The sequence below is a fragment of the Pseudomonas sp. DE0010 genome, from assembly GCF_007680745.1.
Lineage (GTDB): Bacteria > Pseudomonadota > Gammaproteobacteria > Pseudomonadales > Pseudomonadaceae > Aquipseudomonas > Aquipseudomonas parafulva_B.
Window position 1 is genome coordinate 201,355 of the sequence record NZ_VEJQ01000002.1, and the last position, 23,037, is coordinate 224,391.

A 23,037-nucleotide genomic window follows, 5' to 3' on the forward strand; every position below is an offset into this window, starting at 1 on the left:
AGAATCAACGACTCACAGCAATCGTCTGGTCACTCATGATACGCGGAGTCAGGAAGACCAGCAGCTCGGATTTTTTCTCTTGTAGTACATCGCGTCGAAACAGCCGTCCAACATACGGCAGATCGCCAAGAAATGGCACCTTGTCCACCACATTGTTTTGCGTGGTCGAGTAGACGCCTCCGATCACGATCGTCTGCCCGTTCTCGACCCTGACCTTGGCATTGACCTCGTTCTTGCGAATGGGCGGGACGTCATTCAGGGCATTGACGTAGTCAGGTTCGTCCTTGGTCACTCTCACGGTCATGACGACACTGTCATCGGGCGTGATCTGCGGCGTTACTTCCAGTGAAAGCGAAGCCTCGCGAAACGACACGGTTGTCGCGCCGTTCTTGTTGGACTGCTGGTAAGGCACCTCGGTACCTTTGAGTATCCGCGCCGTCTCCTTGTCAGCGGTCACTACCTTGGGCTGCGAGATGATCTCGCCCTCACCGCTCTTTTCCATGGCGCTGAGCTCAAGATCAAGGAGCACGTCGCCGCGCAACAGACCGACGCCAAGGCTGCTGCTGCCCCGCTCGACGCCCAGGTCTACGAACAGGTCCTTGCCCGGTCTCGGCACGGCGCTGTAGAGGTCGCCGCCCCATCGCACCCCCAGGCCTTTCTGGTAGTCGACGTTGGCCTCCACGATACGGGCTTCGATCGCGACCTGACGCACGGGCACATCCAACTGGGCGATCAGTTGCCGAATCTCGGCAAGTCGATTCGCCGGCTGGTGGACAACCAGCGTGTTAGTACGCTCATCCACACCCAGGCTGCCCCTGCCGGCAAGGATGCCGTCCTCAGACAGGCTCGCCAACAACAGCTCGGACAAATCTGCGGCCTTGGCATAGTGGATACGCATCAGTTCTCGACGCATGGGCTGTTGTTGTACGTCGAGTGAATTTGCGGTGCCCTCGAACGACTGCGCGTTCAGGGTCGAAAGCGGTGCGATCAGCAGTACATTGCCTTCCTGGCGTCGACCCAGGCCCTTGCTGCGCAATACCAGGTCGATCGCTTGATCCCAGGGGACATCTTCCAGCCGCAAGGTGACGCTCCCTTGGACGTCGTCGCTGGCGACCAGGTTGATACCGGCATGGTCGGCAAGCACCTGCAGCACGGCGCGTACCTCGACATCCTGAAAATTCAGTGACAATTGTTCACCCTGGTAGGGGGCGGCCATTGCCGTCAACGGCAACAGCAGGGTTGCGAGTAGCCATTTCCATGTCTTGCTCATCCAGGATCAGGGCCTCCTTGCCCGCAGGTGTTGCCATAGAGATAAACGCAACGCGCTCGTGCCATGCACCGTCCATGAACCAGTGTTCGCGAATTTCCACCTGACCCGAATCGATATGCGCAACGACCCCTTGATCGCGCCCGACCCGGTCACCCAGGCGTACTCGATGAACCCTACCGGCTGCCATCAACAGCGCTTCGTGAGCCTGTGCCCGCGACAGACTGCCAACCATGCGCACCTGGGACAGCCGCACGCCTGCCAGCCCGCGATCAGGCAGCTGGTCCTGCGGCGGCCTGAATGGATCGACGTGCGGTGCCGCCACGGGCATGCGTGCCGGCAGCTGGGCCAATGCCTGTGCCGGCAGCGTTGGGACGGTTGCCTGGAAGGCATCGACCTGCAGCCGCATTTGCACCATGCCAGGCTGCCCGGTGACAGGATCCAGGCTCATGTCGCCAGTGCGCAGCAGCCGAGCCTGGCCAAGCCACTCGAACAACCATTGCCGCACGCCGGCATAATCGCCTTTGACTCGCAGCTCCAGCGGCACCTGTTGGTAATCACCGTGGGTTTGCGCCTCTTGCACCCGCAGCAGCTCGATGAGCAAGCCGTGGGCGCGGCCCAACGCCGCGATGTGATCCACCAGGTCGCTCATGTTCTGGCCGGCTGCCATGTTCCACTGGGCCACCTGCAGGCGTTGCTCGGCCTCAGCCACCGCGGCGCGCAGGCTGTCGAGCCCCGCGCGTTCTGCATTCAAGGCCGATTGCCGCTCATCCAGCGCCTGGGCCCTGGCCTGCTCCCGGTCCATTTGCTGCAGCGCTGCTGGCAAGCGTATCGCGCAGCCCAAGGCGAACAGACAACAGGCCAGCAGCACTGGCGCCATGCGCTTGGCCCGCACGGACTGCCCGAACGCCGACGCGCGCTCAAAGGCCGCCTGCAGTTTCATGACCAGGACGCCGCGACGCGTGCTGTCAGCAGGAACTGATCGGCACGGGGCAGGCTTTTGATCTGCTTGAGTTGCAGGTCGATCAACATGCCCGAGCGACCCAGGTCCCGCATGAACTGGGCGATCACGGCGCCAGAGGGAGCCAGGCCCGTTATCTGCAGGTGGCTGGCTTCAAATTGCAAGCCCAACAACTGCACAGTAGTTGGCAGGGAGCGCTCAAGGTCCATGAACAACCCCTCCAGGATGCGCTGCTCAGCGCGCAGCGTCTCAAGCCGGGAAAGCTGGCTCGACGACTTGGCGTGCTGGTCCTGCAGCTTTGCCCTGGACGCTGTCGGCTCACTCAGGATCGCCAATTCAGCCGCACGCTGCTTGTTATCAGCCGCCTGCAAGTGGGCCCGTTGACGCGCCAGCTGATCGACTGTTGTCACGGCGCACAGGGCTGCCAATGCGCTTGCCAACAGCTGGTTGCGAAAGCGCCGAATGGCCGCTTGCCGCTGCCGCTCGCGCCAAGGCAGCAGGTTGAACCGGATCATGCCCGCAACCCTCCTGCCGCCAGCGTGCTGGCAAGCAGCATGGGGCCGCCGAGACATTCGAGCCCGCCGGGTGCAGGCAACGGCCGGCAACGTACGTTGAGCCTTTCGCTCATCGCCTGCAGGTGCCGATGGGTCATGCAGGCACCGCTTGACACCCACAGGTCTGCCGGCAACCCCTGCGACACGAGCGCCGCGGCAACCTGCTCTGGCAACTCGCCCGGCAGCAGGGGTTCAGTCGCCGTCCACTCCCATCGCTGGCAGACGCCCTGGGGTTGCCAGCGATGCAGCACAATGTTTTGCCGATCGATCCGCAACAAGGCGGCCTGATCCGAAAATGCAAGCGGTAACAGGCGGGTAAGGGCGATTGTGTCGACCTCGACGGCTTCCAATTGCAGCCCCGCTTGCGTCACCATCGATTGCACCAGTGCCAGCGTGCTTTGCCGGCAAGCCGCCACCATCACGTCGATACTGTTCGGCTCATCAAGGCTAGGACCCAGCACATGAAAATCCATGGCCAAGTCATCCAGTGCAAAAGGCAGTAGCCGCTCGGCTTCGGCGAGCAACTGCGCTTCGATCTGTTCCTCACAAGCCTGGCGCGGCAGGCGGCACGGCTTGCAGATCACCTGGTCGGCTGGCAGCGCCATGGCCACTCGATGCTGGCGTAGACCGTGACGTTCGAAGGCGCGCCGCAGCGCAGCTGCAGCATGTGCTGGCTGGGCCATCCAGGTGGTGGCCGCTGGCTGTCGGTAGGATTCCTGTGTCTGGCACAGCACCTCAAAGCCCCGCTTGCGCTTGCGCAACTGAACCACCCGCACCGCATTCTCGACGATTTCAATCCCTGTAAATGAACCGGCATCCTTGCTAAAGCGTCCAAGCATCGCGGCCTCCCTGCGCTCGATACCCCCTGGGGCGTTCCCTGAACCCGGCCGCCGCCAGACGACGAGCAGCCCGGGCGGTAACCCCGGCGTGGCGAAAAATGCTTATAATGCCCGGCGTTTTCCGGCCCGCCGGGCCTGCGTGCAATCCATTCACAACCTGGACACCGAAAAGCCTTGATACGTCTGCTTAAGTTCTTCTGGTGGTCTTCCGTCGCAGCCATCTGCGCGCTCGTACTCGGTGTGAGCGGTGCGTTTCTGTATCTTAGCCCCAACCTGCCTTCGGTCGATTCGCTCAGAAGCATCCAGTTGCAGATCCCCCTCAAGGTGTTCAGCAGCGACGGTAAGCTGATCGCCGAATTTGGCGAAATGCGCCGCTCCCCGATCCGCTTCTCGGAAATTCCGCCACAGTTCATTCAGGCACTTCTGTCGGCCGAGGACGACAATTTCCTCAACCACTATGGCGTCGACCCCAGCAGCCTCATGCGCGCGGCCACACAGCTGGTCAAGACCGGCCACATCCAGACCGGCGGCAGCACCATCACCATGCAGGTGGCGAAGAACTTCTTCCTGACCAGCGAACGCAGTTTCTCGCGCAAGACCAACGAGATTTTGCTGGCACTGCAGATCGAACGCGAGCTGACCAAGGACGAAATTCTTGAGCTGTACGTAAACAAGATCTACCTGGGCAACCGCGCGTACGGCATCGATGCCGCCGCCCAGGTTTACTACGGCAAGTCGATCCGTGACGTGAGCCTGGCGCAGATGGCGATGATTGCGGGCCTGCCCAAGGCGCCGTCACGCTTCAACCCGCTGGCCAACCCGGTCCGCGCCAAGGAGCGCCGTGACTGGATCCTGGGCCGCATGTACAAGCTCGGCAAGATCGACGAGGCAAGCTACCAGGCCGCCCTGGCCGAACCGCTGAACGCCCGCTATCACGTGCCCACGCCGGAGGTGAATGCGCCCTTCGTCGCCGAAATGGCCCGCGCCGAGATGGTCGGCCGCTACGGCAGCGACGCCTACACCGAAGGCTTGCGCGTGACCACCACCGTGCCGAGCGACACCCAGGAAATCGCCAACAAGGCGGTGCTCAAGGGGTTGACCGACTACGATCAGCGCCATGGCTACCGCGGCCCCGAGGCCCGATTCCCTGGGCGCACCGTGGCGGCCTGGAGCCACGAACTGGCCAGGCAGCGCACACTGGGTGGACTGGAACCGGCCATCGTTACCCGCGTCGAGAAGACCGGCATTCAAGTGCTGACCCGCAACGGCAAGGAACAGACCGTGGCCTGGGACACCATGAAGTGGGCGCGTCCGTTCATCAACACCAATGCCCAGGGCCGTGCACCTCAGTCGCCGGCAGACGTTGCCCAGGTCGGCGATCTGGTGCGCCTGCAGCGCCTGGATGACGGGTCGTTGAAATTCAGCCAGGTGCCCAGCGCCCAGAGCGCGCTCGTCACCCTGGACCCAACCAGCGGCGCCATCCGTGCACTGGTCGGCGGCTTCTCGTTCGAGCAGAGCAACTATAACCGTGCCATGCAGGCCAAGCGCCAGCCTGGCTCGAGTTTCAAGCCCTTCATCTACAGCGCAGCGCTCGACAGCGGCTACACCGCTTCCAGCCTGGTCAATGACGCGCCGATCGTGTTCGTCGACGAATCGGTGGACAAGGTCTGGCGCCCCAAGAACGACACCAATACGTTCCTCGGCCCGATTCGCATGCGCGAAGCCCTGTACAAGTCACGCAACCTGGTTTCGATCCGGTTGCTGCAGGCCATGGGCATCGACCGCACCATCGACTACATCGCCAAGTTCGGTTTCAACAAGCAGGACCTGCCACGTAACCTGTCGCTGGCACTGGGTACCGCCACACTGACGCCGATGGAGATCGCCACCGGCTGGAGTACGTTCGCCAACGGCGGCTACAAGATCTCGCCCTACCTGATCGACCGTATCGAGAGCCGCAATGGCGAGACGCTGTTCACAGCCAACCCGCCACGCGTTCCCCAGGGTTCGGAAGACAATGCCGGACTAGCCGCTCCCGAGCAGCCCATCAGCACTGGGCAGATGCCGGGTGAGCCCCCTGCCGCGCTCGATCAGGCGCCCGCACCACAAGCCCCGGCAGTGGCCGAGCGCATCATCGACGGCCGTACTACCTACATCCTCACCAGCATGCTGCAGGACGTCATCAAGCGCGGTACGGGCCGCCGAGCCCTGGCACTGGGACGCACCGACCTGGCAGGCAAGACCGGTACCACCAACGAATCCAAGGATGCCTGGTTCTCGGGCTACAACGCCGATTACGTGACCACGGTATGGGTTGGTTTCGATCAGCCCGAAACCCTGGGTCGTCGGGAATACGGTGGCACTGCCGCACTGCCGATCTGGATGGGCTTCATGGGCCCTGCCCTGCAAGGCCGGCCGGAGCACCCGCCTGCGCAGCCTGAAGGCATCCTGAGCCTGCGGGTCGATCCGGTCAGTGGCCGTGCTGCCTCGGCAAGTACGCCCAATGCCTATTTCGAGCTGTTCAAGGCAGAGGACTCGCCACCCTCGGTGGATGAACTGGGTAACGGGACTGCACCGGGTAGCCCGCTTCCAGCCGATGAAGCAACGCCAATGGATCTCTTCTGATATCCAACCGGAACCCTGACAGGGCTGCAATGCGGCCCTGGCTTTATGGCGCGATGCCGGCGATTTCCCGCGAACCCTTCGTTTTACAGCCATGAAAAAACCCGGCAGTCATGGCTTGATGCTGTCTTGATATCGTTGGAGCCGCTTCGCAGCCCCACGTATACAGCATCAGGCCATGACAGCCGGGTTGGTTAGTGCAGAACGACGATCAGCCGTTGAACACGTCGTTAACATTCTTGAGCGGGTAATGCTTCGGATACGGCAGCGTAGCGACGCCCGACTCGATGGCAGCCTTGGCCACGGCGTCGGAGACGACTGTGATCAGGCGTGCATCCAGCGGCTTGGGAATGATGTACTCACGGCCGAATTCCAGGCCATCCACACCGTAGGCTTCGCACACTTCCTTGGGAACCGGCTGCTTGGCCAGGTCTTTCAGGGCGATGGCAGCGGCGATCTTCATTTCTTCGTTGATACGCTTGGCTCGAACGTCCAGCGCGCCGCGGAAGATGAACGGGAAGCCCAGTACGTTGTTGACCTGGTTCGGATAGTCGGAACGACCGGTGGCCATGATCACGTCGTCGCGCGTGGCATGGGCCAACTCGGGGGCGATCTCGGGATCGGGGTTCGAGCAGGCGAACACGATCGGGTTGGCGGCCATCGACTTCAGGCCTTCAGCGCTCAACAGGTTCGGACCGGACAGGCCCACGAACACGTCAGCACCCTCGAGGGCATCGGCCAGGGTACGCTTGTCGGTCGCGTGCGCGAACTGCGCCTTGTACTGGTTCAGGTCGTCACGGCCAGCGTGGATAACGCCGCTGCGGTCGATCATGAAGATGTTCTCGACCTTGGCACCCATGCTGACCAGCAGCTTCATGCAGGAAATGGCCGCTGCACCAGCGCCCAGGCAGACGATCTTGGCGTCTTCGAGGGTCTTGCCGGCGATTTCCAAGGCGTTGATCATGCCGGCGGCCGTTACGATGGCGGTGCCGTGCTGGTCATCGTGGAAGACCGGAATGTCGCACTGCTCGATCAGGGTGCGTTCGATCTCGAAGCACTCTGGCGCCTTGATGTCTTCAAGGTTGATGCCACCGAAGGTGATCGAAATGCGGCGTACGGTATCGATGAAGGCTTGCGGGCTCTCGGACTCGACTTCGATGTCGAACACGTCGATACCGGCGAAACGCTTGAACAGAACACCCTTGCCTTCCATGACAGGCTTGGACGCCAGCGGACCCAGATCGCCAAGACCGAGAATGGCAGTACCATCGGAAATCACGGCAACCAGGTTGCCTTTGCCGGTGTACTTGTAGGCCAGCTCCGGATCACGACCGATCTCGCGCACAGGCTCTGCCACACCTGGGCTGTAAGCCAAGGCGAGGTCACGGGCGGTGGCGGTGGGCTTGGAGAGCTCGACGCTCAGTTTCCCTGGACGAGGGTGAGCGTGATATTCGAGAGCGGCGGTTTTCAGGTCTGACATGTTGGGCATTCCGCTATTGGCTGTTCTGACGGACCGCCGAGGATACGCAAAGAGTCCAGCCGTCACAAGACTGGCCGGTCACTCGTGTCAAGGCCTCTAGCCTAAGACTTTATGCTACAACCCACGGGGCATGCAGGCTTCAGTGTGTACAATCTGCTGTAGAAATGTCTACATTTTTTATCTCTGTACACGGTCGAGCATGCTGACGTCTGTGAGAGTCAGCTGCCAGCGTCGCTGACCTGACGTGTAGGAAGCCTTACGTGATCCGCTGCGAATCCAACCCCTGGCCTCGACCTTTTGCCCCTTGAGGTTATCGAAGAAACCTGTGGGGAATGCACGGCGCAGACGAGCGGGTATGTGAAGCGTCATGGCGCTGTCGAGGGTCACTCGAATGCCCGCGCGGCTCCGTTCGATGGCGGTGACGCGGCCTGACACCAGCGCAAAACCTGGCCTGCGCACTGCATGGGCGGGCACCACCGGTGAGCGCTTCCACACACCGACAGCCGCCTGACGCGCAATTGACTCGGCACTTTGCTGGCAGCGGCTGAGCTCAGTATTGGGTGCAAAGGCGATACGGTATGCAAGGCCTTCGCTGAGCAGCTGCGCCTCTAAGTTATGCCCCTCACGGCTGTACAGGTGGGCCAGCGTGCGACCGTACCGGTCTTTGCCTTCCTTACCGCGTACCAAGCCAACGCGCCCGTCACTGGCCTTGATCAATGCTTGCAAGTGTTTTCGGGCAGCCTGGGCAAAAGGCTCATCCGCTTGCCCCTTGCGGCCGATTTCGGGGGCATTGATCCCGATCAGACGCACACTGCGGCCATCGACCAAACGCACGGTGTCGCCATCGACCACATGCCGTACGGCGACCCATTGCGCACGTGCCGGGGGCGGGCAGAAAGCCAGCGCCTGGGATGCCCAGCAAACGAGCATAAAAAAAGCGCCCACAAGGGGCGCTTTTTTCTGCAACGCTACGAAACCCAAAGGGTTCGCCACGCGCATCAGTCTTTCTTGGTACCGAACATGCCGAAGCGATCGGCGAACTTCTGTACGCGGCCGCCGGTGTCCAGGACTTTCTGCTTACCGGTGTAGAAAGGGTGGCACAGGTTGCAAACGTCGATCGACAGGGTATCGCCCAGGGTCGAACGGGTTTCGAATTTGTTGCCGCAGCTGCAGGTGACAGCAACTGCTTCGTAGTTCGGATGGATATCAGCTTTCATGGTCACTTCCTCGAGCTGCGTGCCGCCACCCAACACCAATTGTTGAATACCGCACGTAATTAGGCGGCAAATAATACCAGAGCATGGCGCCAGCGCAAGTTGTCGCTTGTACCGACCGTCGTCTGCTAGGCTCGCCAGTTCTGAAACGCCCCCCGAGACCATTCGCGTGCCCGACGTCATCCTGCGCCTTGCCCTGCCCTCTCCGCTGCGCCGCCTGTTCGACTACAAGGCGCCGGTCGGCATGGCGAACCAGACATGGATGCCTGGCATGCGCCTGCGCGTGCCGTTCGGGCGGCGCGAGATGATCGGCGTCCTGGTAGAAGTGTGTGCCGAAAGCGAGGTGCCGGCTGACAAGCTCAAGCCAGCCAGCGCCCTGCTCGACCCGGTATCGCCCATTCCAGCCTCGCTGTTCAAGCTGTGCCTGTGGACCGCCCAGTACTACCAGCACAGCCTGGGTGACACCTTGAGCTGGGCGCTTCCTACCCTGCTGCGTCAGGGTGAACCTGCCGAGATGCGCCAGGAACGTTTCTGGCATGCAGCGCCGGGCGCTCGCCTTGAAGACCCGCGCATCGCGCGTGCACCTCGCCAACGCGATGCGCTCAAGACCCTGGCTCAGCATCCGCATGGGGTGGCCCACAGCGTGCTGTCGAAGCTCAACCTCAACAAGGACAGCCTTGACCTGCTGTTGGCCAAGGAGCTGGTGTGCGTCGAAATACGCCGTCAGCGCCCGGCCGAACGGCGTGAGCATTGGCTGGCGCAGTCGGAATTGCCCCTGAACGAAGAACAGCGTGATGCCTTCGATGCGGTGCTCGGCGGTTTCGGGCAGTTCGGCGCTTTTCTGCTGGCGGGCGTCACAGGAAGCGGCAAGACCGAGGTTTACCTGCAACTGATTCGCGAAACGCTCGAAGCAGGCAAGCAAGCCCTGGTACTGATCCCGGAGATCAACCTGGGGCCGCAGACACTGGCGCGTTTCGAGCAGCGCTTCAACGCCCGCATTGCCCTCGTGCACTCGAACGTCAGCGACCGTGAGCGCCTCGATGCCTGGCTGGCGGCGCGTGACGGCGAGGCAGACATCATCATCGGCACACGCTCGGCCTTGTTCACGCCCATGAAGAACCCGGGCCTGATCATCATCGACGAGGAACACGACGGCTCTTATAAGCAGCAGGAGGGCCTGCGCTACCACGCCAGGGATCTGGCGCTGGTGCGCGCGCATCAGGAGAACGTGCCGATCGTGCTTGGCTCGGCCACACCCTCCCTGGAAACCCTGCACAATGCAGTAAGCGGCCGCTATCGGCTACTGCACATGACCCAGCGCGCAGGCGGTGCGCGTGCACCACGCATGTTGCGCCTGGACGTGAAAAGCCTGCCGCTGGACAGCGGCATCAGCGGCCCGCTGCAGCAGGCCATTGGCCAGACCCTGGAGGCGGGACAGCAGGTACTGGTGTTCCTCAATCGCCGTGGCTTTGCGCCAACCCTGTTGTGTCACGATTGCGGCTGGCTGTCCGAATGCCCACGGTGCGATGCGCGCATGACGGTCCACCAGCGCTCCGGCGTGCTGCGCTGCCACCACTGCGGCTACGACGAGCGGCTGCCGCATCACTGCCCACAATGCAAGCACGTGGACCTGCGCCCTGTCGGGGCCGGCACCGAGCGCGCCGAAGAGCGCCTGAAGGTGTTGTTCCCGGATTATCCCGTGCTGCGCGTGGACCGCGACAGCACCTCGCGCAAGGACGCGATGCACCAACTGTTCACAACCATTCAACGCGGCCAGCCAAGCCTGCTGGTCGGTACGCAGATGCTCGCCAAAGGGCATCACTTTCCCCGGGTGACGCTGGTTGCCATTCTCGATGCCGATGGCGGTCTGTTTTCCGGGGACTTCCGCGCCAGTGAACGCATGGCCCAATTGATCGTACAGGTCGCTGGCCGTGCAGGACGGGCGGAAGAGCCTGGCAAGGTCATCATCCAGACGCACTTGGCAGACCACCCTTTGCTGGTTCAACTGACCGAGCAGGGCTATTTTGCCTTCGCCAAACAGGCGCTCGACGAACGCCGCGCCGCCGGTTTGCCGCCCTTTTCGCACTTGGCCCTGCTGCGCGCCGAAGCGCACAAGCCAGGGCAGGCCGAGGCGTTTCTGGATGAAGCCTGCACAGCGGCCGAGCGCCTGATGGCGCAGCAGTGCCTGCCCGGCATCGAACTGCTTGGCCCGGTACCGGCGCCCATGGAGCGTCGAGCGGGGCGCTTTCGCGCACAACTGTTGCTGCAGGCCAGTACCCGTGCCCCTCTGCACCGCCTCATCAGCGCCTGGCTACTGGTGCTGGAGCAACTGCCAAGCGGGCGCCAGGTACGCTGGTCGGTGGACGTCGACCCGGTGGATCTTTACTGAAGGCACGTTTGAAGCGCCACGCCGCGCGCGGCTGCATCAGGCCCAGCGAAGGCTTTCAAGTTGCCCCGTGCCTGGGCACGTGCCTGCCAAAGGTTGGCAACGCGCGCCCAGCCACGGATAATGCCCAGTTTTTCCACCAGCGCATCCAGGCGCCCGCCGCGCTTGCGGTCGAAAAGAGATTCCTATGAAAGACACCATTCGCCAGCTGATCCAGCAAGCCCTCACCCAACTCGTCAACGACGGTGTGTTGCCTGACGGGCTGTCGCCGGCGATCCAGGTGGAAAACGCCAGGGACAAGACCCACGGCGATTTCGCCAGCAACATTGCCATGATGCTGGCCAAGCCGGCCGGCATGAAGCCGCGTGACCTGGCCGAAAAACTGATCCAGGCCCTGCCGGCCAGCGCCGACATCAGCAAGGTCGAGATCGCAGGTCCGGGCTTTCTGAACTTCTTCCAGAACACCGCTGCGTTGGCCGCCCGCCTGGACGCAGCGCTTGATGATCCTCGGCTTGGCGCGCGCAAGGCTGGCCCTGCGCAGAAGGTGGTAGTCGACCTGTCGGCGCCGAACCTCGCCAAGGAAATGCACGTTGGTCACCTGCGCTCGACCATCATTGGCGACAGCGTGGCGCGGGTACTCGAGTTCCTGGGTGACCAGGTGATCCGCCAGAACCACGTAGGCGACTGGGGCACCCAGTTCGGCATGCTGCTGGCATACCTCGAAGAAAACCCGATCACCAGCGACGAACTCTCCGACCTGGAAAACTTCTACCGTGCGGCCAAGAAGCGCTTCGACGAATCCGAAGCCTTCGCCACGCGCGCGCGCGGGTTGGTGGTCAAGCTGCAGGCGGGTGACCCTGACTGCCTGGCCCTGTGGACACGGTTCAAGGACATCTCGCTGTCGCACTGCCAGAAGACCTACGAACTGCTCAACGTCAAGCTGACCATGGCCGACGTCATGGGCGAAAGCGCCTACAACGATGACCTGGCCAATGTCGTCGCCGAACTCAAGGCCAAGGGCCTGTTGGTCGAAGACCAGGGTGCCCAGTGCGTGTTCCTGGAGGAGTTCAAGAACAGCGAAGGCGAACCGCTGCCCGTGATCGTGCAGAAGGCCGATGGTGGCTACCTGTACGCGACCACGGACCTTGCCGCGGTGCGCTACCGCAGCAATGTGCTCAAGGCAGATCGCGCCCTGTATTTCGTCGACCAACGCCAGGCACTGCACTTCAACCAGGTATTCGAAGTCGCTCGCCGCGCCGGCTTCCTCGGGCACCCGATGCAGATGGAGCACATGGGCTTCGGCACCATGAACGGCGCCGACGGCCGCCCGTTCAAGACCCGTGACGGCGGCACGGTCAAGTTGATCGACCTGCTCAACGAAGCCAAGGACCGTGCGTATGCGCTGGTGAAGGAAAAAAACCCAGGCCTGCCCGAAGACGACCTGCGTCGCATCGGTGAGGTGGTGGGTATCGGTGCGGTGAAATATGCCGACCTGTCCAAGCACCGTACCAGCGACTACAGCTTCAACTTCGAGTTGATGCTCAACTTCGAAGGCAATACGGCCCCCTACCTGCTGTACGCCTACACCCGTGTGGCCGGGGTGTTCCGCAAGCTGGGCAAGGGCTTTGACGAAGTCGAAGGCACTATCGTGCTGCAAGCGCCTCACGAGCAGGACTTGGCCGCGCGCCTGGCCCAGTTCGGGGAAATTCTCAACAACGTAGCCGACAAGGGCACGCCACACGTCTTGTGCAGCTACCTGTACGACCTGGCAGGCCTGTTCTCCAGCTTCTATGAAAATTGCCCGATCCTGGCTGCCGAGACGCCCGAGCAGCAACAAAGCCGCCTGCGTCTGGCAGCGCTGACCGGGCGCACCCTCAAGCAAGGTCTGCAACTGCTCGGCCTGGAAACTCTGGAGCGCATGTAAGGTGGCTGCCAAGAAGAAACCTGCCCCCAAACGTGGCGCCAGTCGTCAGACGGCGCCCGCCAAGCAGCCCATGCCCGGCTGGGTATGGCTGGCAGTCGGCCTGACCATCGGTGCGTTCATCGTGTTTCTGATGAAGCTCGAACCCGGTGGCGGCGATATCAAACGCACCAAGCCCGAGCAGCAGAAAACCGAAAAGACGGTCGAAGCCGGGAAGTCGACCCAGGCCACCCCGCAACAGCCGGTAAAGCCCAAGTACGATTTCTACACCTTGCTGCCGGAGTCGGAAGTCATCGTGCCGCCTGAGGCAGTGCCGGAGAAGACGCCACCTGTACCAGCCCAGCCAGTCACCCCAGTGACCCCGGCAGAGGCCGCCAAGATTGACACCGCACGCGCCCAAGCTGCATTGCTGGGCCAGACGCCACCGCCTGCCCCTCCGGTGATCAAGCCGGCGGCAACCACGCAGTTCTTCCTCCAGGCAGGCTCGTTCCGCAAGCAGGCCGATGCGGACAAGGTGCGCGCGCAGATCATCCTGCTGGGGCAGAGCGTGAAAGTGGAGTCCGGCACGGTGAAGGACGAAACCTGGTACCGGGTGCTGGTCGGGCCGTTCAGCAACCGCGAGCAGTTGACCGTCGCCCAGAAGCAATTGGCTGGCGCGGGCTTCAGTAACCTGCTGTTGCAACAGCGTCAAACCCGTCAATAGCAGTCAGTGCCCAGAGGTTGGCGCGGCCTGGCCAGGCCGCGCCAGAGGGGCTAACGGTCAGCGCTGGCTGGCATTGCGCTCGGACACCTGCCCGTTCAACGTCCAGAAGTCATACAGAACGCCCACCAGGAACAAGCCGCCTGTGCAGAAGTAGATGATGGCGGTGATCCACTTGCCTTGATAAAGACGGTGCAGGCCGAAGATGCCCAGGAACGTCAGCAGTATCCAGGCGATGTTGTAGTCGATTCGGCCAGAGTGGAAACGCAGGTCGGCTTCGCGGTCCATGGCCGGGATCAGGAACAGGTCGATGAGCCAGCCAATGCCCAGCAGCCCGAAGGTGAAGAACCAGATCGTCCCGGTGATGGGCTTGCCGTAATAGAAACGGTGCGAGCCGGTGAAACCGAAAATCCATAGCAAGTAGCCGATCACCTTGCTGTGGGTGTCGTGGAAGGGCGCGCCCTGTTGATAAGTGTTCATGCATGGCCCTCGTGGGTTGCTGATTAAATTTCCTAAAAAAAGTTGTGACTTTTTCCGCCAAGGCCGACGGATGGTAAGCAAGAATCGACCAGCGGATCAAAATTTGATCAAAAAGCTGTTATAAAGTTGCGCGCCCAACACACAACTATTCATAAGAGCTTCATCTATGCCGCCTTTGATCAAGACATGGCTGACCCTCTGCCTACTATTGCCCCTGGCCGCCCACGCCACCAACCGTGAGCAACGTCTTCCCAACGGCTTTACCGGTTACACCACCAACGCTTCGGTAAAGCGCACGCCCATCAAGCAGACCACCCTGCACGCCCGCCCTGGCAACGCTGCCAGTAAGTCGCGTGGCAAGACGGTGGCGGCTGCTTCGAGCAAGCAAAGCAGCGCCGTGCTCGATCGTGCCGTGAACATGCTCGGCACCCCTTATGTTTGGGGCGGTACCAGCCCGAAAAAAGGGTTCGATTGCAGCGGCCTGGTTCGCTATGCCTTCAACGACGTGGCTGAGGTCAACCTGCCTCGCACTTCCAGCGCCATGGCCAGCGGTCACGGCACCAAGGTCGCCAAGGGCGACCTCAAGCCGGGCGACCTGATCTTTTTCAACATCAAGAGCCGCCGCGTCAACCATGTTGCCATCTACCTGGGCAATGACCGCTTCATTCATGCGCCGCGTCGCGGCAAGCGGGTGAGCATCGATAACTTGAGCAAGCCCTATTGGCAGAAACACTACGTGGTCGCCAAACGCGTACTGCCCAAGGAAAAGCAACAGCTTAGCCTGGCCAAGCGTTAACCCTGCCTCATGACAACCCCATGGAGGGCCGCTCCCTTGCCAACCCTAGGTGGTGGGTAGCGGCCCTGGTTGCATCACTCAGCGAGCAGCCCGCGCGCTTGAAGTTGCCTAATGGCCCCGGCCAGGGTTTGCATACCCTCTGCCGCGCCGGTCTGCATCACCGAATGGAGCTGGGCCATGCGCCCTTCCCGGATCAGATTGCGGACTGCATCCGTCACCACCAGCACTTCTCGCGCCGCGACCCTCCCACCGCCCCGGCGGCCAACCAGCACTTGCGCCACTACCACTCGCAGCGAGTCTGCCAGCATCGCGCGCACCCATGCCTTTTCCTGCGCAGGGAATACCTCTACTACCCGGTCGATGCTGTTCACCGCTGAGCGTGTATGAACGGTTGCCAGTACCAGATGACCCGTTTCGGCGGCACGCAGTGCAAGACGAATGGTTTCCAGGTCCCTCAACTCGCCCAGCACAATCACGTCGGGGTCCTGACGCAACGCACTGCGCAGGCCTTGGGCAAAGCTGCAGCAATCTCTGCCCACCTCACGCTGGTTGACCACGCCCTGATGGCTGGCATGGACGACCTCGATCGGATCCTCGAGGGTGACGATGTGCAGCGCGCGCTCGCGGCTCATCTGATCGAGCAGGGCTGCCAATGTGCTCGTCTTGCCACTGCCCGTCGGCCCACCTATGAGCACCAGACCGTCACGGTATTGGCCAATGGTTTGGGCAATCTCGCCCAGGCCGAGCGCTTCGGCGCAGGCGATCCGCGCGGGGATCAAGCGGAACGTGAGCGCAGGGCCGTTCATCTGCTTGAACAGGTTCACGCGAAACCGCCCAAGCGCGGGCAGCTCCAGTGCCACATCCAGGTCGTGACCGGCGGCCCACTGTCGATATGGGTCGGCGTCGAGTAACGATTCCATGCTTTGCATCAATCCATCCGGCGTTGCTATCGGCACGGGCAGGCGCTGCAGCACGCCATGCACGCGCACCGTCGGCGCCTGGCCTGCAGCCAAGTGCAGGTCGCTGGCACCTGCCTTCAAGGCAAGCGCCAGCAGGTCTGTCACATCCATGAGACTCCCCATCTGCCTTCAACCAGGTAAAATGCGGCGAAACTTCAGCTGCCGGCCTCGATCTATGTCCACCCTAGCAGACAACCTTTCCTCGATTCGCGACCGCATCAACCGGGGTGCCCAGGTTGCCGGGCGTAATCCCGCCGACGTCCGGTTGCTGGCCGTCAGCAAAACCAAGCCGGCCGCCGCCATACGCGAACTCCATGCCGCAGGCGTGCAGGATTTCGGGGAAAACTACCTACAAGAAGCGCTGAATAAACAACAGCAACTCATCGACCTGCCTCTGACCTGGCACTTCACTGGCCCTATTCAGTCGAACAAGACCAAGGCCATTGCCGAGCATTTCGACTGGGTGCATTCCGTGGATCGCCTGAAAATCGCCCAACGCCTTTCAGAACAGCGCCCAGTTGGCCTGGTGCCGCTCAACATCTGCCTTCAGGTGAACGTCAGCGGTGAAGCCAGCAAGGCCGGTTGCGCACCCGCGCAACTGCCCGCACTGGTGGAGGCCGTGGCTGCCCTGCCCAACCTGCGTTTGCGTGGGCTGATGGCAATCCCCGAACCTACCGCCGATCGCAACGCCCAGGAAGCAGCCTTCGCCCAGTTGCGCCAATTACAGGAGGCGCTGGGGCTGGGCCTGGACACCCTGTCCATGGGCATGAGCCATGACCTGGAAGCGGCAATTGCTCAAGGCGCGACCTGGGTCCGTATTGGCACCGCCTTGTTTGGTGCCCGCGACTACGGCAACGCTTGATGACATGCTTAACTCACTTTTCCTAACAAGGACCTGACATGAGCAAGACACGTATTGCCTTTATCGGCGCCGGCAACATGGCCGCAAGCCTGATCGGCGGTCTGCGTGCCCAGGGCGTGGAGGCGACGCACATCCGCGCCAGCGACCCCGGTGCCGAAACCCGTACTCGCCTCCAGGCTGAACAGGGCATCGAAACCTTCGAGCACAATGCACAGGCCATCGAAGGCGCCGATGTGATCGTGCTGGCGGTCAAGCCGCAGGTGATGAAGACCGTGTGCCTGGCCTTGCGCGATGACCTGAAGGAAGGCCAGCTGATTGTGTCCATCGCTGCGGGCATCACCTGCGCCAGCCTGCAGAGCTGGATAGGCAGCCACCCGGTGGTGCGCTGCATGCCCAACACGCCGTCGCTGCTGCGCCAGGGCGTCAGTGGCCTGTACGCCACAGCCGAAGTCACGGCCGCGCAACGCCAGCAGGCCGAGCAACTGTTGTCGGCGGTAGGGACGGCGCTCTGGCTCGAACAGGAGCAGCAACTGGATGCAGTGACCGCCGTCTCCGGTAGCGGCCCTGCGTATTTCTTCCTGCTGATCGAGGCCATGACTGCGGCGGGCGAGAAGCTCGGCCTGCCTCGGGAGACCGCCACCGAGCTGACCTTGCACACGGCGTTGGGCGCCGCCCGCATGGCGGTTGCCAGCGATGTGGACGCCGCCGAATTGCGCCGCCGCGTGACATCACCTGCCGGCACCACCGAAGCCGCTATCAAATCGTTCCAGGCCAGTGGTTTCGAGGCCATCGTGGAGCAGGCGCTGCACGCTGCAGCCACACGCTCCGCTGAGCTGGCCGAGCAACTGGGCAAATAAGGAGTTTCAAATGAATGCACTGTCCGGCGCCGCGATTTTCGTGGTGCAAACACTGGTCAGCCTGTACCTGGTGATCGTCCTGTTGCGCTTTGTGCTGCAACTGGTCAAGGCCAACTTCTACAACCCGCTCAGCCAGTTCACGGTGCGCGCGACCCAACCGCTGCTCAAGCCGATCCGCCGGATCGTACCCAGCATCGCCGGGCTGGATACCTCATCGCTGCTGCTGGCCGTGCTCATCCAGGCCCTGCTGATGGGGTTCGTGCTGATGGTGACCTACGGCACCTTCGGTGATGTGCTGCACCTGCTGTTGTGGGCCATCATCGGCATCACCTCGCTGTTCCTGAAAATCTTCTGGGTGGCAATGATCGTCATGGTGATCGTTTCCTGGGTAGCGCCCAACAGTCACAACCCGGCGGCCGAGCTTGCGTATCAGATCAGCGAGCCGGTGCTGGCGCCGTTCCGCCGTATCGTGCCAAACCTGGGGGGCATGGATATTTCGCCGATCTTCGCGTTCCTGGCCATTCAGGTCATCCAGTCGTTCGTCATGCCACCACTGGCTGCCTACGCTGGCATGCCGCAGGAGCTGTGGCGGATGATCTGACCCGGCAGCACCCTGGCGACAAGCCTGCGCTTGCCGCTGGGGGTGGTGCTCTTTAGACTTACGCCTCCGTCAAGCGTGAGCAGGGTCGATGTCCACTGTCTTTCCAGAAGATTCCGTCGGTCTGGTCGTACCCCAGACCGCCCGGTTCGACGAGCCGCTGGCTCTGGCCTGCGGCCGTTCGCTGAGCAGCTACGAGCTGGTCTACGAAACCTATGGCACGCTGAACGCCAGCGCGAGCAATGCAGTACTGATCTGCCATGCCCTGTCTGGGCACCACCATGCCGCGGGCTACCACGCCGCCACTGACCGCAAGCCGGGTTGGTGGGACAGCTGCATCGGCCCAGGCAAGCCCATCGACACCAACCGCTTCTTCGTGGTCAGCCTGAACAACCTGGGCGGCTGCAATGGCAGCACCGGGCCAAGCAGCATCAACCCGGCCACTGGCAAGGCCTATGGCGCCGACTTCCCGATCCTGACCGTCGAAGACTGGGTTCACAGCCAGGTCCGCCTGGCAGAGCGCCTGGGCATCGCGCAGTGGGCCGCCGTGGTGGGTGGCAGCCTGGGCGGCATGCAAGCGCTGCAGTGGACCATCAGCTATCCCGAGCGCGTGCGCCACTGTGTCGATATCGCCTCGGCGCCCAAGCTGTCCGCGCAGAACATCGCGTTCAACGAGGTGGCGCGCCAGGCCATTCTCACCGACCCCGAATTCCATGGCGGCTCGTTCCAGGACCAGGGCGTGATTCCCAAGCGGGGGCTGATGCTGGCACGCATGGTCGGGCATATCACCTACCTGTCGGATGACTCGATGGGTGAGAAATTTGGCCGCGAGCTCAAGAGTGACAAGCTCAACTACGACTTCCACAGTGTGGAGTTCCAGGTCGAAAGCTACCTGCGCTACCAGGGCGAAGAATTCTCCGGGCGCTTCGATGCCAACACGTACCTGCTGATGACCAAGGCACTGGACTACTTCGACCCGGCGGCGGCGCACAATGGCGATCTGGCCGCGACCCTGGCCCATGTCAAAGCCAACTACTGCATCATGTCGTTCACTACCGACTGGCGCTTCTCGCCGGCGCGCTCGCGGGAAATCGTCGATGCCCTGATGGCGGCGCGCAAGAACGTCTGCTACCTGGAAATCGACTCGCCCTACGGCCACGATGCCTTCCTGATTCCCACGCCTCGCTACATGCAGGGTTTCTCGAACTACATGAACCGTATTACCCTCTGAGGACAGCATGAGAGCCGATCTGGAAATCATCCACGACTGGATTCCCGCCGGCAGCCGGGTACTGGACCTGGGCTGTGGTACCGGCGAGCTGCTGGCTTCGCTGCGCGACCGCAAGCAGGTCACCGGCTACGGCCTCGAAATCGACGGGGACAATATCGCCGCCTGCGTGGCCAAGGGCGTGAACGTCATCGAGCAGGACCTGGACAAAGGCCTGGGCAATTTCGCCAGCGACAGTTTCGACGTGGTGATCATGACCCAGGCCTTGCAGGCGGTGGAGTACCCCGACCGCATCCTGGACGAAATGCTGCGCGTCGGTCGCCAGTGCATCATCACCTTCCCCAACTTCGGTCACTGGCGCTGCCGGTGGTACCTGGCGACCAAAGGCCGCATGCCCGTCTCGGACTTCATGCCGTACACCTGGTACAACACCCCTAACATCCACTTCTGCACCTTCGCCGACTTCGAAGAGCTGGTCCACGAGCGCAAGGCCAAGGTGCTGGACCGACTGGCGGTGGATCATATGCACCGCAACGGTCTGGGCGGCCGGCTCTGGCCTAACCTTTTGGGCGAAATCGGTATCTACCGGGTCAGCAGCCCCGGCCTGCAGGCACATCAACTCGCGGTCTGACCCAGGAGAATCTGCACCATGCGTCGCCTTGCCCTGCTTTTGATCAGCCTGTGTCTGGCAATGCCAGCACTGGCAGCCGATACTGCACGCGCTGCTCGCAAAGAGGTATTTGGCGATATCACGGTGCACTACGGCGCGTTTACCTCAAGCATGCTCACCCCGCAGGTCGCAGCGGCCACAGGCCTGGTCCGCAGCCGTAACCAGGGCGTGCTCAGCCTCACCGTACTCAGAGCCGGCAAACCCATCACGGCCGTGGTCAGCGGCGCGGTCAAGGACCTGACCGGGCGCGAGCAGCCCCTGGCCTTCAAGCAGGTCACCGACCACGGCACCGCGTCTTACGTCGCCCAATTCAAGATCGAACACCCTGAGACCGTCGTCTTCGAGCTAGGTGTCCAAGCCGGTGGTGTCAGTCACTCCTTCAGCTTCAACCAGGACGTTTTCCCAGGCGAATGATGAATTTCCAGCAACTCGTATTGGCCAGCCATAACGCCGGCAAACTCAAGGAACTGCAGGCGATGCTCGGTCAATCCGTGCAATTGCGATCGATTGGCGAGTTCAGCCAGGTCGAGCCGGAAGAAACCGGCCTCTCGTTCGTCGAGAACGCCATCTTGAAAGCGCGCAATGCCGCGCGCATTTCCGGGCTGCCCGCCTTGGCGGACGATTCCGGTCTGGCCGTGGATTACCTGGGAGGTGCACCTGGCATCTACTCGGCGCGTTATGCCGACGGCCAGGGCGATGCCGCCAACAACGCCAAGTTGCTCGACGCGCTGAAGCACGTACCCGAGGCCGAGCGCGGTGCGCAGTTCGTCTGTGTATTGGCGCTGGTGCGGCACGCCGATGATCCGTTGCCAATCCTGTGCGAAGGCCTGTGGCACGGTCGCATCCTGCTCAAGGCAAGCGGCGAACACGGGTTTGGCTACGACCCACTGTTCTGGGTGCCAGAACGTGATTGCTCAAGCGCCGACCTGACCCCGGCTGACAAGAACCAGATTAGCCATCGTGCCCGCGCCATGGCGCTGCTGCGTCAACGTCTGGGCCTGGCATGACCCTGACGTCGTCGCTCATCCAGGCACCGGGCATCAGCCAGCTGCCGCCGTTGGCGTTGTACATCCACATCCCGTGGTGCGTGCGCAAATGCCCCTACTGCGACTTCAATTCCCATGCCGCAGGGCCTGAGTTGCCCGAAGCGGCCTACGTTGCGGCGCTGCTGACCGACCTTGACCAGGAACTGGCCGCAGTCCAGGGCCGCGCCATCACCTCGATCTTCTTCGGTGGTGGCACACCAAGCCTGTTCAGTGCCGATGCCCTGGGCCGGTTGCTGCGCGGCGTCGAGCAACGCATCCCATTCGCTTCGGACATCGAGATCACCCTGGAAGCCAACCCGGGAACGTTCGAACAGGACAAGTTCAAGGCCTATCGCCAGACCGGCATCAACCGCCTGTCCATTGGCGTGCAGAGTTTCCAACCGGCCAAGCTGCAAGCGCTGGGCCGCATCCACAATGGCGAGGAAGCGATCCGCGCTGCTGGCATGGCAAGGGCCGCAGGCTTCGACAACTTCAACATGGACCTGATGCATGGCTTGCCCGACCAGTCGATGGACGACGCCTTGGGCGATCTGCGTCAGGCAATCGAGCTCGGGCCCACGCACCTGTCCTGGTATCAACTGACGGTAGAGCCCAACACCGTATTCTGGAACCAGCCGCCCGAGCTGCCCGAGGACGATATCCTCTGGGACATCCAGGAAGCCGGCCAGGGCCTGATGGCGGCCAACGGGTTCGGCCAGTACGAGGTGTCTGCCTACGCTCAGCCCGAGCGCGCTGCCCGCCACAACCTCAACTACTGGCGCTTCGGAGACTTCATCGGCATTGGTGCCGGGGCCCATGGCAAGCTCACCTATGCGCACGGCCGTATCGTACGCACCTGGAAAACCCGGCTGCCCAAGGACTACCTGAACCTGGCCAAACCGTTCAAGGCCGGCGAAAAACAGTTGCCCGAGGACGAGCTGCCCTTCGAGTTCCTGATGAACGCGCTGCGCCTGACCCAGGGTGTGGAAGCGCAGCTGTTCACCGACCGCACCGGGTTGCCGCTCGCACGGCTCGCCCAAGCTCGTCGCCTGGCAGAACAAAGAGGGCTTTTGCAGGTCGAACCGGATCGACTGGTGGCAACGCCCAGGGGCCAACTGTTCCTCAATGACTTGCTGCAGTATTTCTTGACCTAAGGATGACCCATGGATCTGGTACTCGACCTGCTCGCGACGATTTCCCGCTGGAGCCGCAGCAACTTGTCGGAGATTTCTCTGGCGTTGGTAGGCTGTCTGCTGGTGCTGTTCGGGACGGACATCAATGCCTGGGCCGAGCAGCGCCTGGGCGGGCTGACAGGGGCCCTGCGGGTGCCGCTGATGGCATTGCTGGTGATGATCGGCAGCGGCGCGGCCTTGATCTACGCCACACCCTGGGTTTTGAAGGGGCTGAGCCAGTTCAACAACTACGCGTTGGCGCCTGTGCTTCTGGTGGTCCTGGCGCTGATCGGCGTAGTGGCGGACCGTCGCGGCTGAAGCTGTAACAGTCCGGCCGCCTTTTACGTAACGCCTTGGCGTTAGCCCCCGTGGTTGTCGGCACTCAAAAACCGACCTTGCAGAGTGATGCTGTTCATCAAGATCGCTGGGGCCGCGCCGTGGCCCCA

At 62.4% G+C, this 23,037-nt stretch carries 22 protein-coding genes and 1 pseudogene; 14 read left to right on the forward strand and 9 right to left on the reverse strand.

The features are described from left to right. Positions 1-4: 4 nt before the first annotated feature. Genes FS767_RS02495 through pilM form a run of 4 tightly spaced genes read right to left on the reverse strand, consistent with a single transcriptional unit; the run spans position 5 to position 3,621 of the window. The gene (locus FS767_RS02495; protein ID WP_144964068.1) at positions 5-1,270 is read right to left on the reverse strand and encodes a type IV pilus secretin PilQ; all 1,266 of its coding nucleotides are present in this window, start codon (positions 1,268-1,270) and stop codon (positions 5-7) included. Continuing rightward, the gene (locus FS767_RS02500) at positions 1,194-2,210 is read right to left on the reverse strand and encodes a pilus assembly protein PilP (RefSeq protein WP_144964069.1); all 1,017 of its coding nucleotides are present in this window, start codon (positions 2,208-2,210) and stop codon (positions 1,194-1,196) included. Before FS767_RS02500 ends, FS767_RS02495 begins: the two co-directional genes overlap by 77 nt. Further along, on the reverse strand, positions 2,207-2,743 hold the full coding sequence (locus FS767_RS02505; protein ID WP_144964070.1) for a PilN domain-containing protein: 537 nt from the start codon (positions 2,741-2,743) through the stop codon (positions 2,207-2,209). Before FS767_RS02505 ends, FS767_RS02500 begins: the two co-directional genes overlap by 4 nt. Continuing rightward, positions 2,740-3,621, reverse strand: coding sequence for a type IV pilus biogenesis protein PilM (gene pilM / locus FS767_RS02510; protein WP_144964071.1), 882 nt, complete (start codon positions 3,619-3,621; stop codon positions 2,740-2,742). The genes FS767_RS02505 and pilM overlap by 4 nt, the downstream gene beginning before the upstream one ends. A 174-nt stretch (positions 3,622-3,795) precedes the next feature. On the opposite strand from pilM, the gene FS767_RS02515 reads away from it, so the two are divergent. Next, positions 3,796-6,246, forward strand: coding sequence for a penicillin-binding protein 1A (locus FS767_RS02515; RefSeq protein ID WP_144964072.1), 2,451 nt, complete (start codon positions 3,796-3,798; stop codon positions 6,244-6,246). A gap of 208 nt (positions 6,247-6,454) precedes the next feature. On the opposite strand, the gene FS767_RS02520 is transcribed toward FS767_RS02515, so the two are convergent. The 3 genes from FS767_RS02520 to rpmE all read right to left on the reverse strand — a co-directional run bounded on the left by FS767_RS02520 (position 6,455) and on the right by rpmE (position 8,940). Further along, positions 6,455-7,723 (reverse strand): malic enzyme-like NAD(P)-binding protein, encoded by a 1,269-nt coding sequence (locus FS767_RS02520; protein WP_144964073.1) that lies wholly within the window; start codon positions 7,721-7,723, stop codon positions 6,455-6,457. 177 nt (positions 7,724-7,900) lie between these two features. Next, a complete protein-coding gene (locus tag FS767_RS02525; protein WP_144964074.1) occupies positions 7,901-8,722 on the reverse strand; it encodes a thermonuclease family protein in 822 nt (273 codons plus the stop codon). Next, positions 8,722-8,940 carry a 50S ribosomal protein L31 gene (gene rpmE / locus FS767_RS02530; RefSeq protein WP_144964075.1) on the reverse strand — a complete coding sequence of 73 codons (219 nt, stop codon included), beginning with the start codon at positions 8,938-8,940 and terminating at the stop codon, positions 8,722-8,724. The genes FS767_RS02525 and rpmE overlap by 1 nt, the downstream gene beginning before the upstream one ends. Before the next feature lie 166 nt (positions 8,941-9,106). On the opposite strand from rpmE, the gene FS767_RS02535 reads away from it, so the two are divergent. The 3 genes from FS767_RS02535 to FS767_RS02545 all read left to right on the forward strand — a co-directional run bounded on the left by FS767_RS02535 (position 9,107) and on the right by FS767_RS02545 (position 13,947). Beyond that, a complete protein-coding gene (locus FS767_RS02535; protein ID WP_144964076.1) occupies positions 9,107-11,326 on the forward strand; it encodes a primosomal protein N' in 2,220 nt (739 codons plus the stop codon). 184 nt (positions 11,327-11,510) lie between these two features. Beyond that, positions 11,511-13,247, forward strand: a complete 1,737-nt coding sequence (gene argS / locus FS767_RS02540; protein WP_058602910.1) for an arginine--tRNA ligase — start codon at positions 11,511-11,513, stop codon at positions 13,245-13,247. Between the two features lies 1 nt (position 13,248). Then, on the forward strand, positions 13,249-13,947 hold the full coding sequence (locus FS767_RS02545) for an SPOR domain-containing protein (RefSeq protein WP_023532748.1): 699 nt from the start codon (positions 13,249-13,251) through the stop codon (positions 13,945-13,947). Between the two features lie 57 nt (positions 13,948-14,004). Here the strand turns inward: FS767_RS02545 and FS767_RS02550 are convergent, their stop codons facing one another. Continuing rightward, positions 14,005-14,424 (reverse strand): TM2 domain-containing protein, encoded by a 420-nt coding sequence (locus FS767_RS02550; protein ID WP_144964077.1) that lies wholly within the window; start codon positions 14,422-14,424, stop codon positions 14,005-14,007. Positions 14,425-14,590: 166 nt separating this feature from the next. On the opposite strand from FS767_RS02550, the gene FS767_RS02555 reads away from it, so the two are divergent. Beyond that, positions 14,591-15,220, forward strand: coding sequence for a C40 family peptidase (locus tag FS767_RS02555; protein ID WP_058602908.1), 630 nt, complete (start codon positions 14,591-14,593; stop codon positions 15,218-15,220). Positions 15,221-15,294: 74 nt separating this feature from the next. On the opposite strand, the gene FS767_RS02560 is transcribed toward FS767_RS02555, so the two are convergent. Then, entirely contained in the window at positions 15,295-16,290 is a 996-nt protein-coding gene (locus FS767_RS02560; protein WP_144964078.1) for a type IV pilus twitching motility protein PilT, read from the reverse strand. Positions 16,291-16,354: 64 nt separating this feature from the next. Between FS767_RS02560 and FS767_RS02565 the strand changes: the two genes are divergently transcribed. The 9 genes and pseudogenes from FS767_RS02565 (at position 16,355) to FS767_RS02605 (ending at position 22,909) form a co-directional block, all read left to right on the forward strand. Continuing rightward, entirely contained in the window at positions 16,355-17,041 is a 687-nt protein-coding gene (locus FS767_RS02565) for a YggS family pyridoxal phosphate-dependent enzyme (RefSeq protein ID WP_144964079.1), read from the forward strand. A 38-nt stretch (positions 17,042-17,079) separates the two neighbouring features. Next, positions 17,080-17,898: a pyrroline-5-carboxylate reductase gene (proC, locus tag FS767_RS02570; RefSeq protein WP_144964080.1), complete on the forward strand. Its 819-nt coding sequence runs from the start codon at positions 17,080-17,082 to the stop codon at positions 17,896-17,898. Between the two features lie 10 nt (positions 17,899-17,908). Next, positions 17,909-18,499: a YggT family protein gene (locus FS767_RS02575; RefSeq protein WP_058602904.1), complete on the forward strand. Its 591-nt coding sequence runs from the start codon at positions 17,909-17,911 to the stop codon at positions 18,497-18,499. An 88-nt stretch (positions 18,500-18,587) separates the two neighbouring features. After that, complete coding sequence (locus tag FS767_RS02580) at positions 18,588-19,727, forward strand: homoserine O-acetyltransferase (protein WP_144964081.1); 1,140 nt, start codon at positions 18,588-18,590, stop codon at positions 19,725-19,727. Positions 19,728-19,734: 7 nt separating this feature from the next. Further along, the gene (gene metW, locus FS767_RS02585) at positions 19,735-20,355 is read left to right on the forward strand and encodes a methionine biosynthesis protein MetW (RefSeq protein WP_058602902.1); all 621 of its coding nucleotides are present in this window, start codon (positions 19,735-19,737) and stop codon (positions 20,353-20,355) included. An 18-nt stretch (positions 20,356-20,373) separates the two neighbouring features. After that, the gene (locus FS767_RS02590; protein WP_144964082.1) at positions 20,374-20,808 is read left to right on the forward strand and encodes a DUF4426 domain-containing protein; all 435 of its coding nucleotides are present in this window, start codon (positions 20,374-20,376) and stop codon (positions 20,806-20,808) included. Then, positions 20,805-21,401, forward strand: a complete 597-nt coding sequence (gene rdgB / locus FS767_RS02595; RefSeq protein WP_058602900.1) for an RdgB/HAM1 family non-canonical purine NTP pyrophosphatase — start codon at positions 20,805-20,807, stop codon at positions 21,399-21,401. Before FS767_RS02590 ends, rdgB begins: the two co-directional genes overlap by 4 nt. A gap of 35 nt (positions 21,402-21,436) precedes the next feature. After that, positions 21,437-22,573, forward strand: a pseudogene (hemW, locus tag FS767_RS02600) (radical SAM family heme chaperone HemW); the annotation flags it as partial. A gap of 9 nt (positions 22,574-22,582) precedes the next feature. Next, complete coding sequence (locus FS767_RS02605; protein ID WP_144964084.1) at positions 22,583-22,909, forward strand: DUF3392 domain-containing protein; 327 nt, start codon at positions 22,583-22,585, stop codon at positions 22,907-22,909. Positions 22,910-23,037 lie beyond the last annotated feature (128 nt).

What these genes read in the sequence shown, in the direction of transcription:
- FS767_RS02495 (WP_144964068.1), bottom strand. Translation starts at nt 1,270, where the DNA reads ATGAGCAAGACATGGAAATGGCTACTCGCAACCCTGCTGTTGCCGTTG.
- FS767_RS02500 (WP_144964069.1), bottom strand. Translation starts at nt 2,210, where the DNA reads ATGAAACTGCAGGCGGCCTTTGAGCGCGCGTCGGCGTTCGGGCAGTCC.
- FS767_RS02505 (WP_144964070.1), bottom strand. Translation starts at nt 2,743, where the DNA reads ATGATCCGGTTCAACCTGCTGCCTTGGCGCGAGCGGCAGCGGCAAGCG.
- pilM (WP_144964071.1), bottom strand. Translation starts at nt 3,621, where the DNA reads ATGCTTGGACGCTTTAGCAAGGATGCCGGTTCATTTACAGGGATTGAA.
- FS767_RS02520 (WP_144964073.1), bottom strand. Translation starts at nt 7,723, where the DNA reads ATGTCAGACCTGAAAACCGCCGCTCTCGAATATCACGCTCACCCTCGT.
- FS767_RS02525 (WP_144964074.1), bottom strand. Translation starts at nt 8,722, where the DNA reads ATGCGCGTGGCGAACCCTTTGGGTTTCGTAGCGTTGCAGAAAAAAGCG.
- rpmE (WP_144964075.1), bottom strand. Translation starts at nt 8,940, where the DNA reads ATGAAAGCTGATATCCATCCGAACTACGAAGCAGTTGCTGTCACCTGC.
- argS (WP_058602910.1), top strand. Translation starts at nt 11,511, where the DNA reads ATGAAAGACACCATTCGCCAGCTGATCCAGCAAGCCCTCACCCAACTC.
- FS767_RS02550 (WP_144964077.1), bottom strand. Translation starts at nt 14,424, where the DNA reads ATGAACACTTATCAACAGGGCGCGCCCTTCCACGACACCCACAGCAAG.
- FS767_RS02555 (WP_058602908.1), top strand. Translation starts at nt 14,591, where the DNA reads ATGCCGCCTTTGATCAAGACATGGCTGACCCTCTGCCTACTATTGCCC.
- FS767_RS02560 (WP_144964078.1), bottom strand. Translation starts at nt 16,290, where the DNA reads ATGGATGTGACAGACCTGCTGGCGCTTGCCTTGAAGGCAGGTGCCAGC.
- FS767_RS02565 (WP_144964079.1), top strand. Translation starts at nt 16,355, where the DNA reads ATGTCCACCCTAGCAGACAACCTTTCCTCGATTCGCGACCGCATCAAC.
- proC (WP_144964080.1), top strand. Translation starts at nt 17,080, where the DNA reads ATGAGCAAGACACGTATTGCCTTTATCGGCGCCGGCAACATGGCCGCA.
- FS767_RS02575 (WP_058602904.1), top strand. Translation starts at nt 17,909, where the DNA reads ATGAATGCACTGTCCGGCGCCGCGATTTTCGTGGTGCAAACACTGGTC.
- FS767_RS02580 (WP_144964081.1), top strand. Translation starts at nt 18,588, where the DNA reads ATGTCCACTGTCTTTCCAGAAGATTCCGTCGGTCTGGTCGTACCCCAG.
- metW (WP_058602902.1), top strand. Translation starts at nt 19,735, where the DNA reads ATGAGAGCCGATCTGGAAATCATCCACGACTGGATTCCCGCCGGCAGC.
- FS767_RS02590 (WP_144964082.1), top strand. Translation starts at nt 20,374, where the DNA reads ATGCGTCGCCTTGCCCTGCTTTTGATCAGCCTGTGTCTGGCAATGCCA.
- rdgB (WP_058602900.1), top strand. Translation starts at nt 20,805, where the DNA reads ATGATGAATTTCCAGCAACTCGTATTGGCCAGCCATAACGCCGGCAAA.
- FS767_RS02605 (WP_144964084.1), top strand. Translation starts at nt 22,583, where the DNA reads ATGGATCTGGTACTCGACCTGCTCGCGACGATTTCCCGCTGGAGCCGC.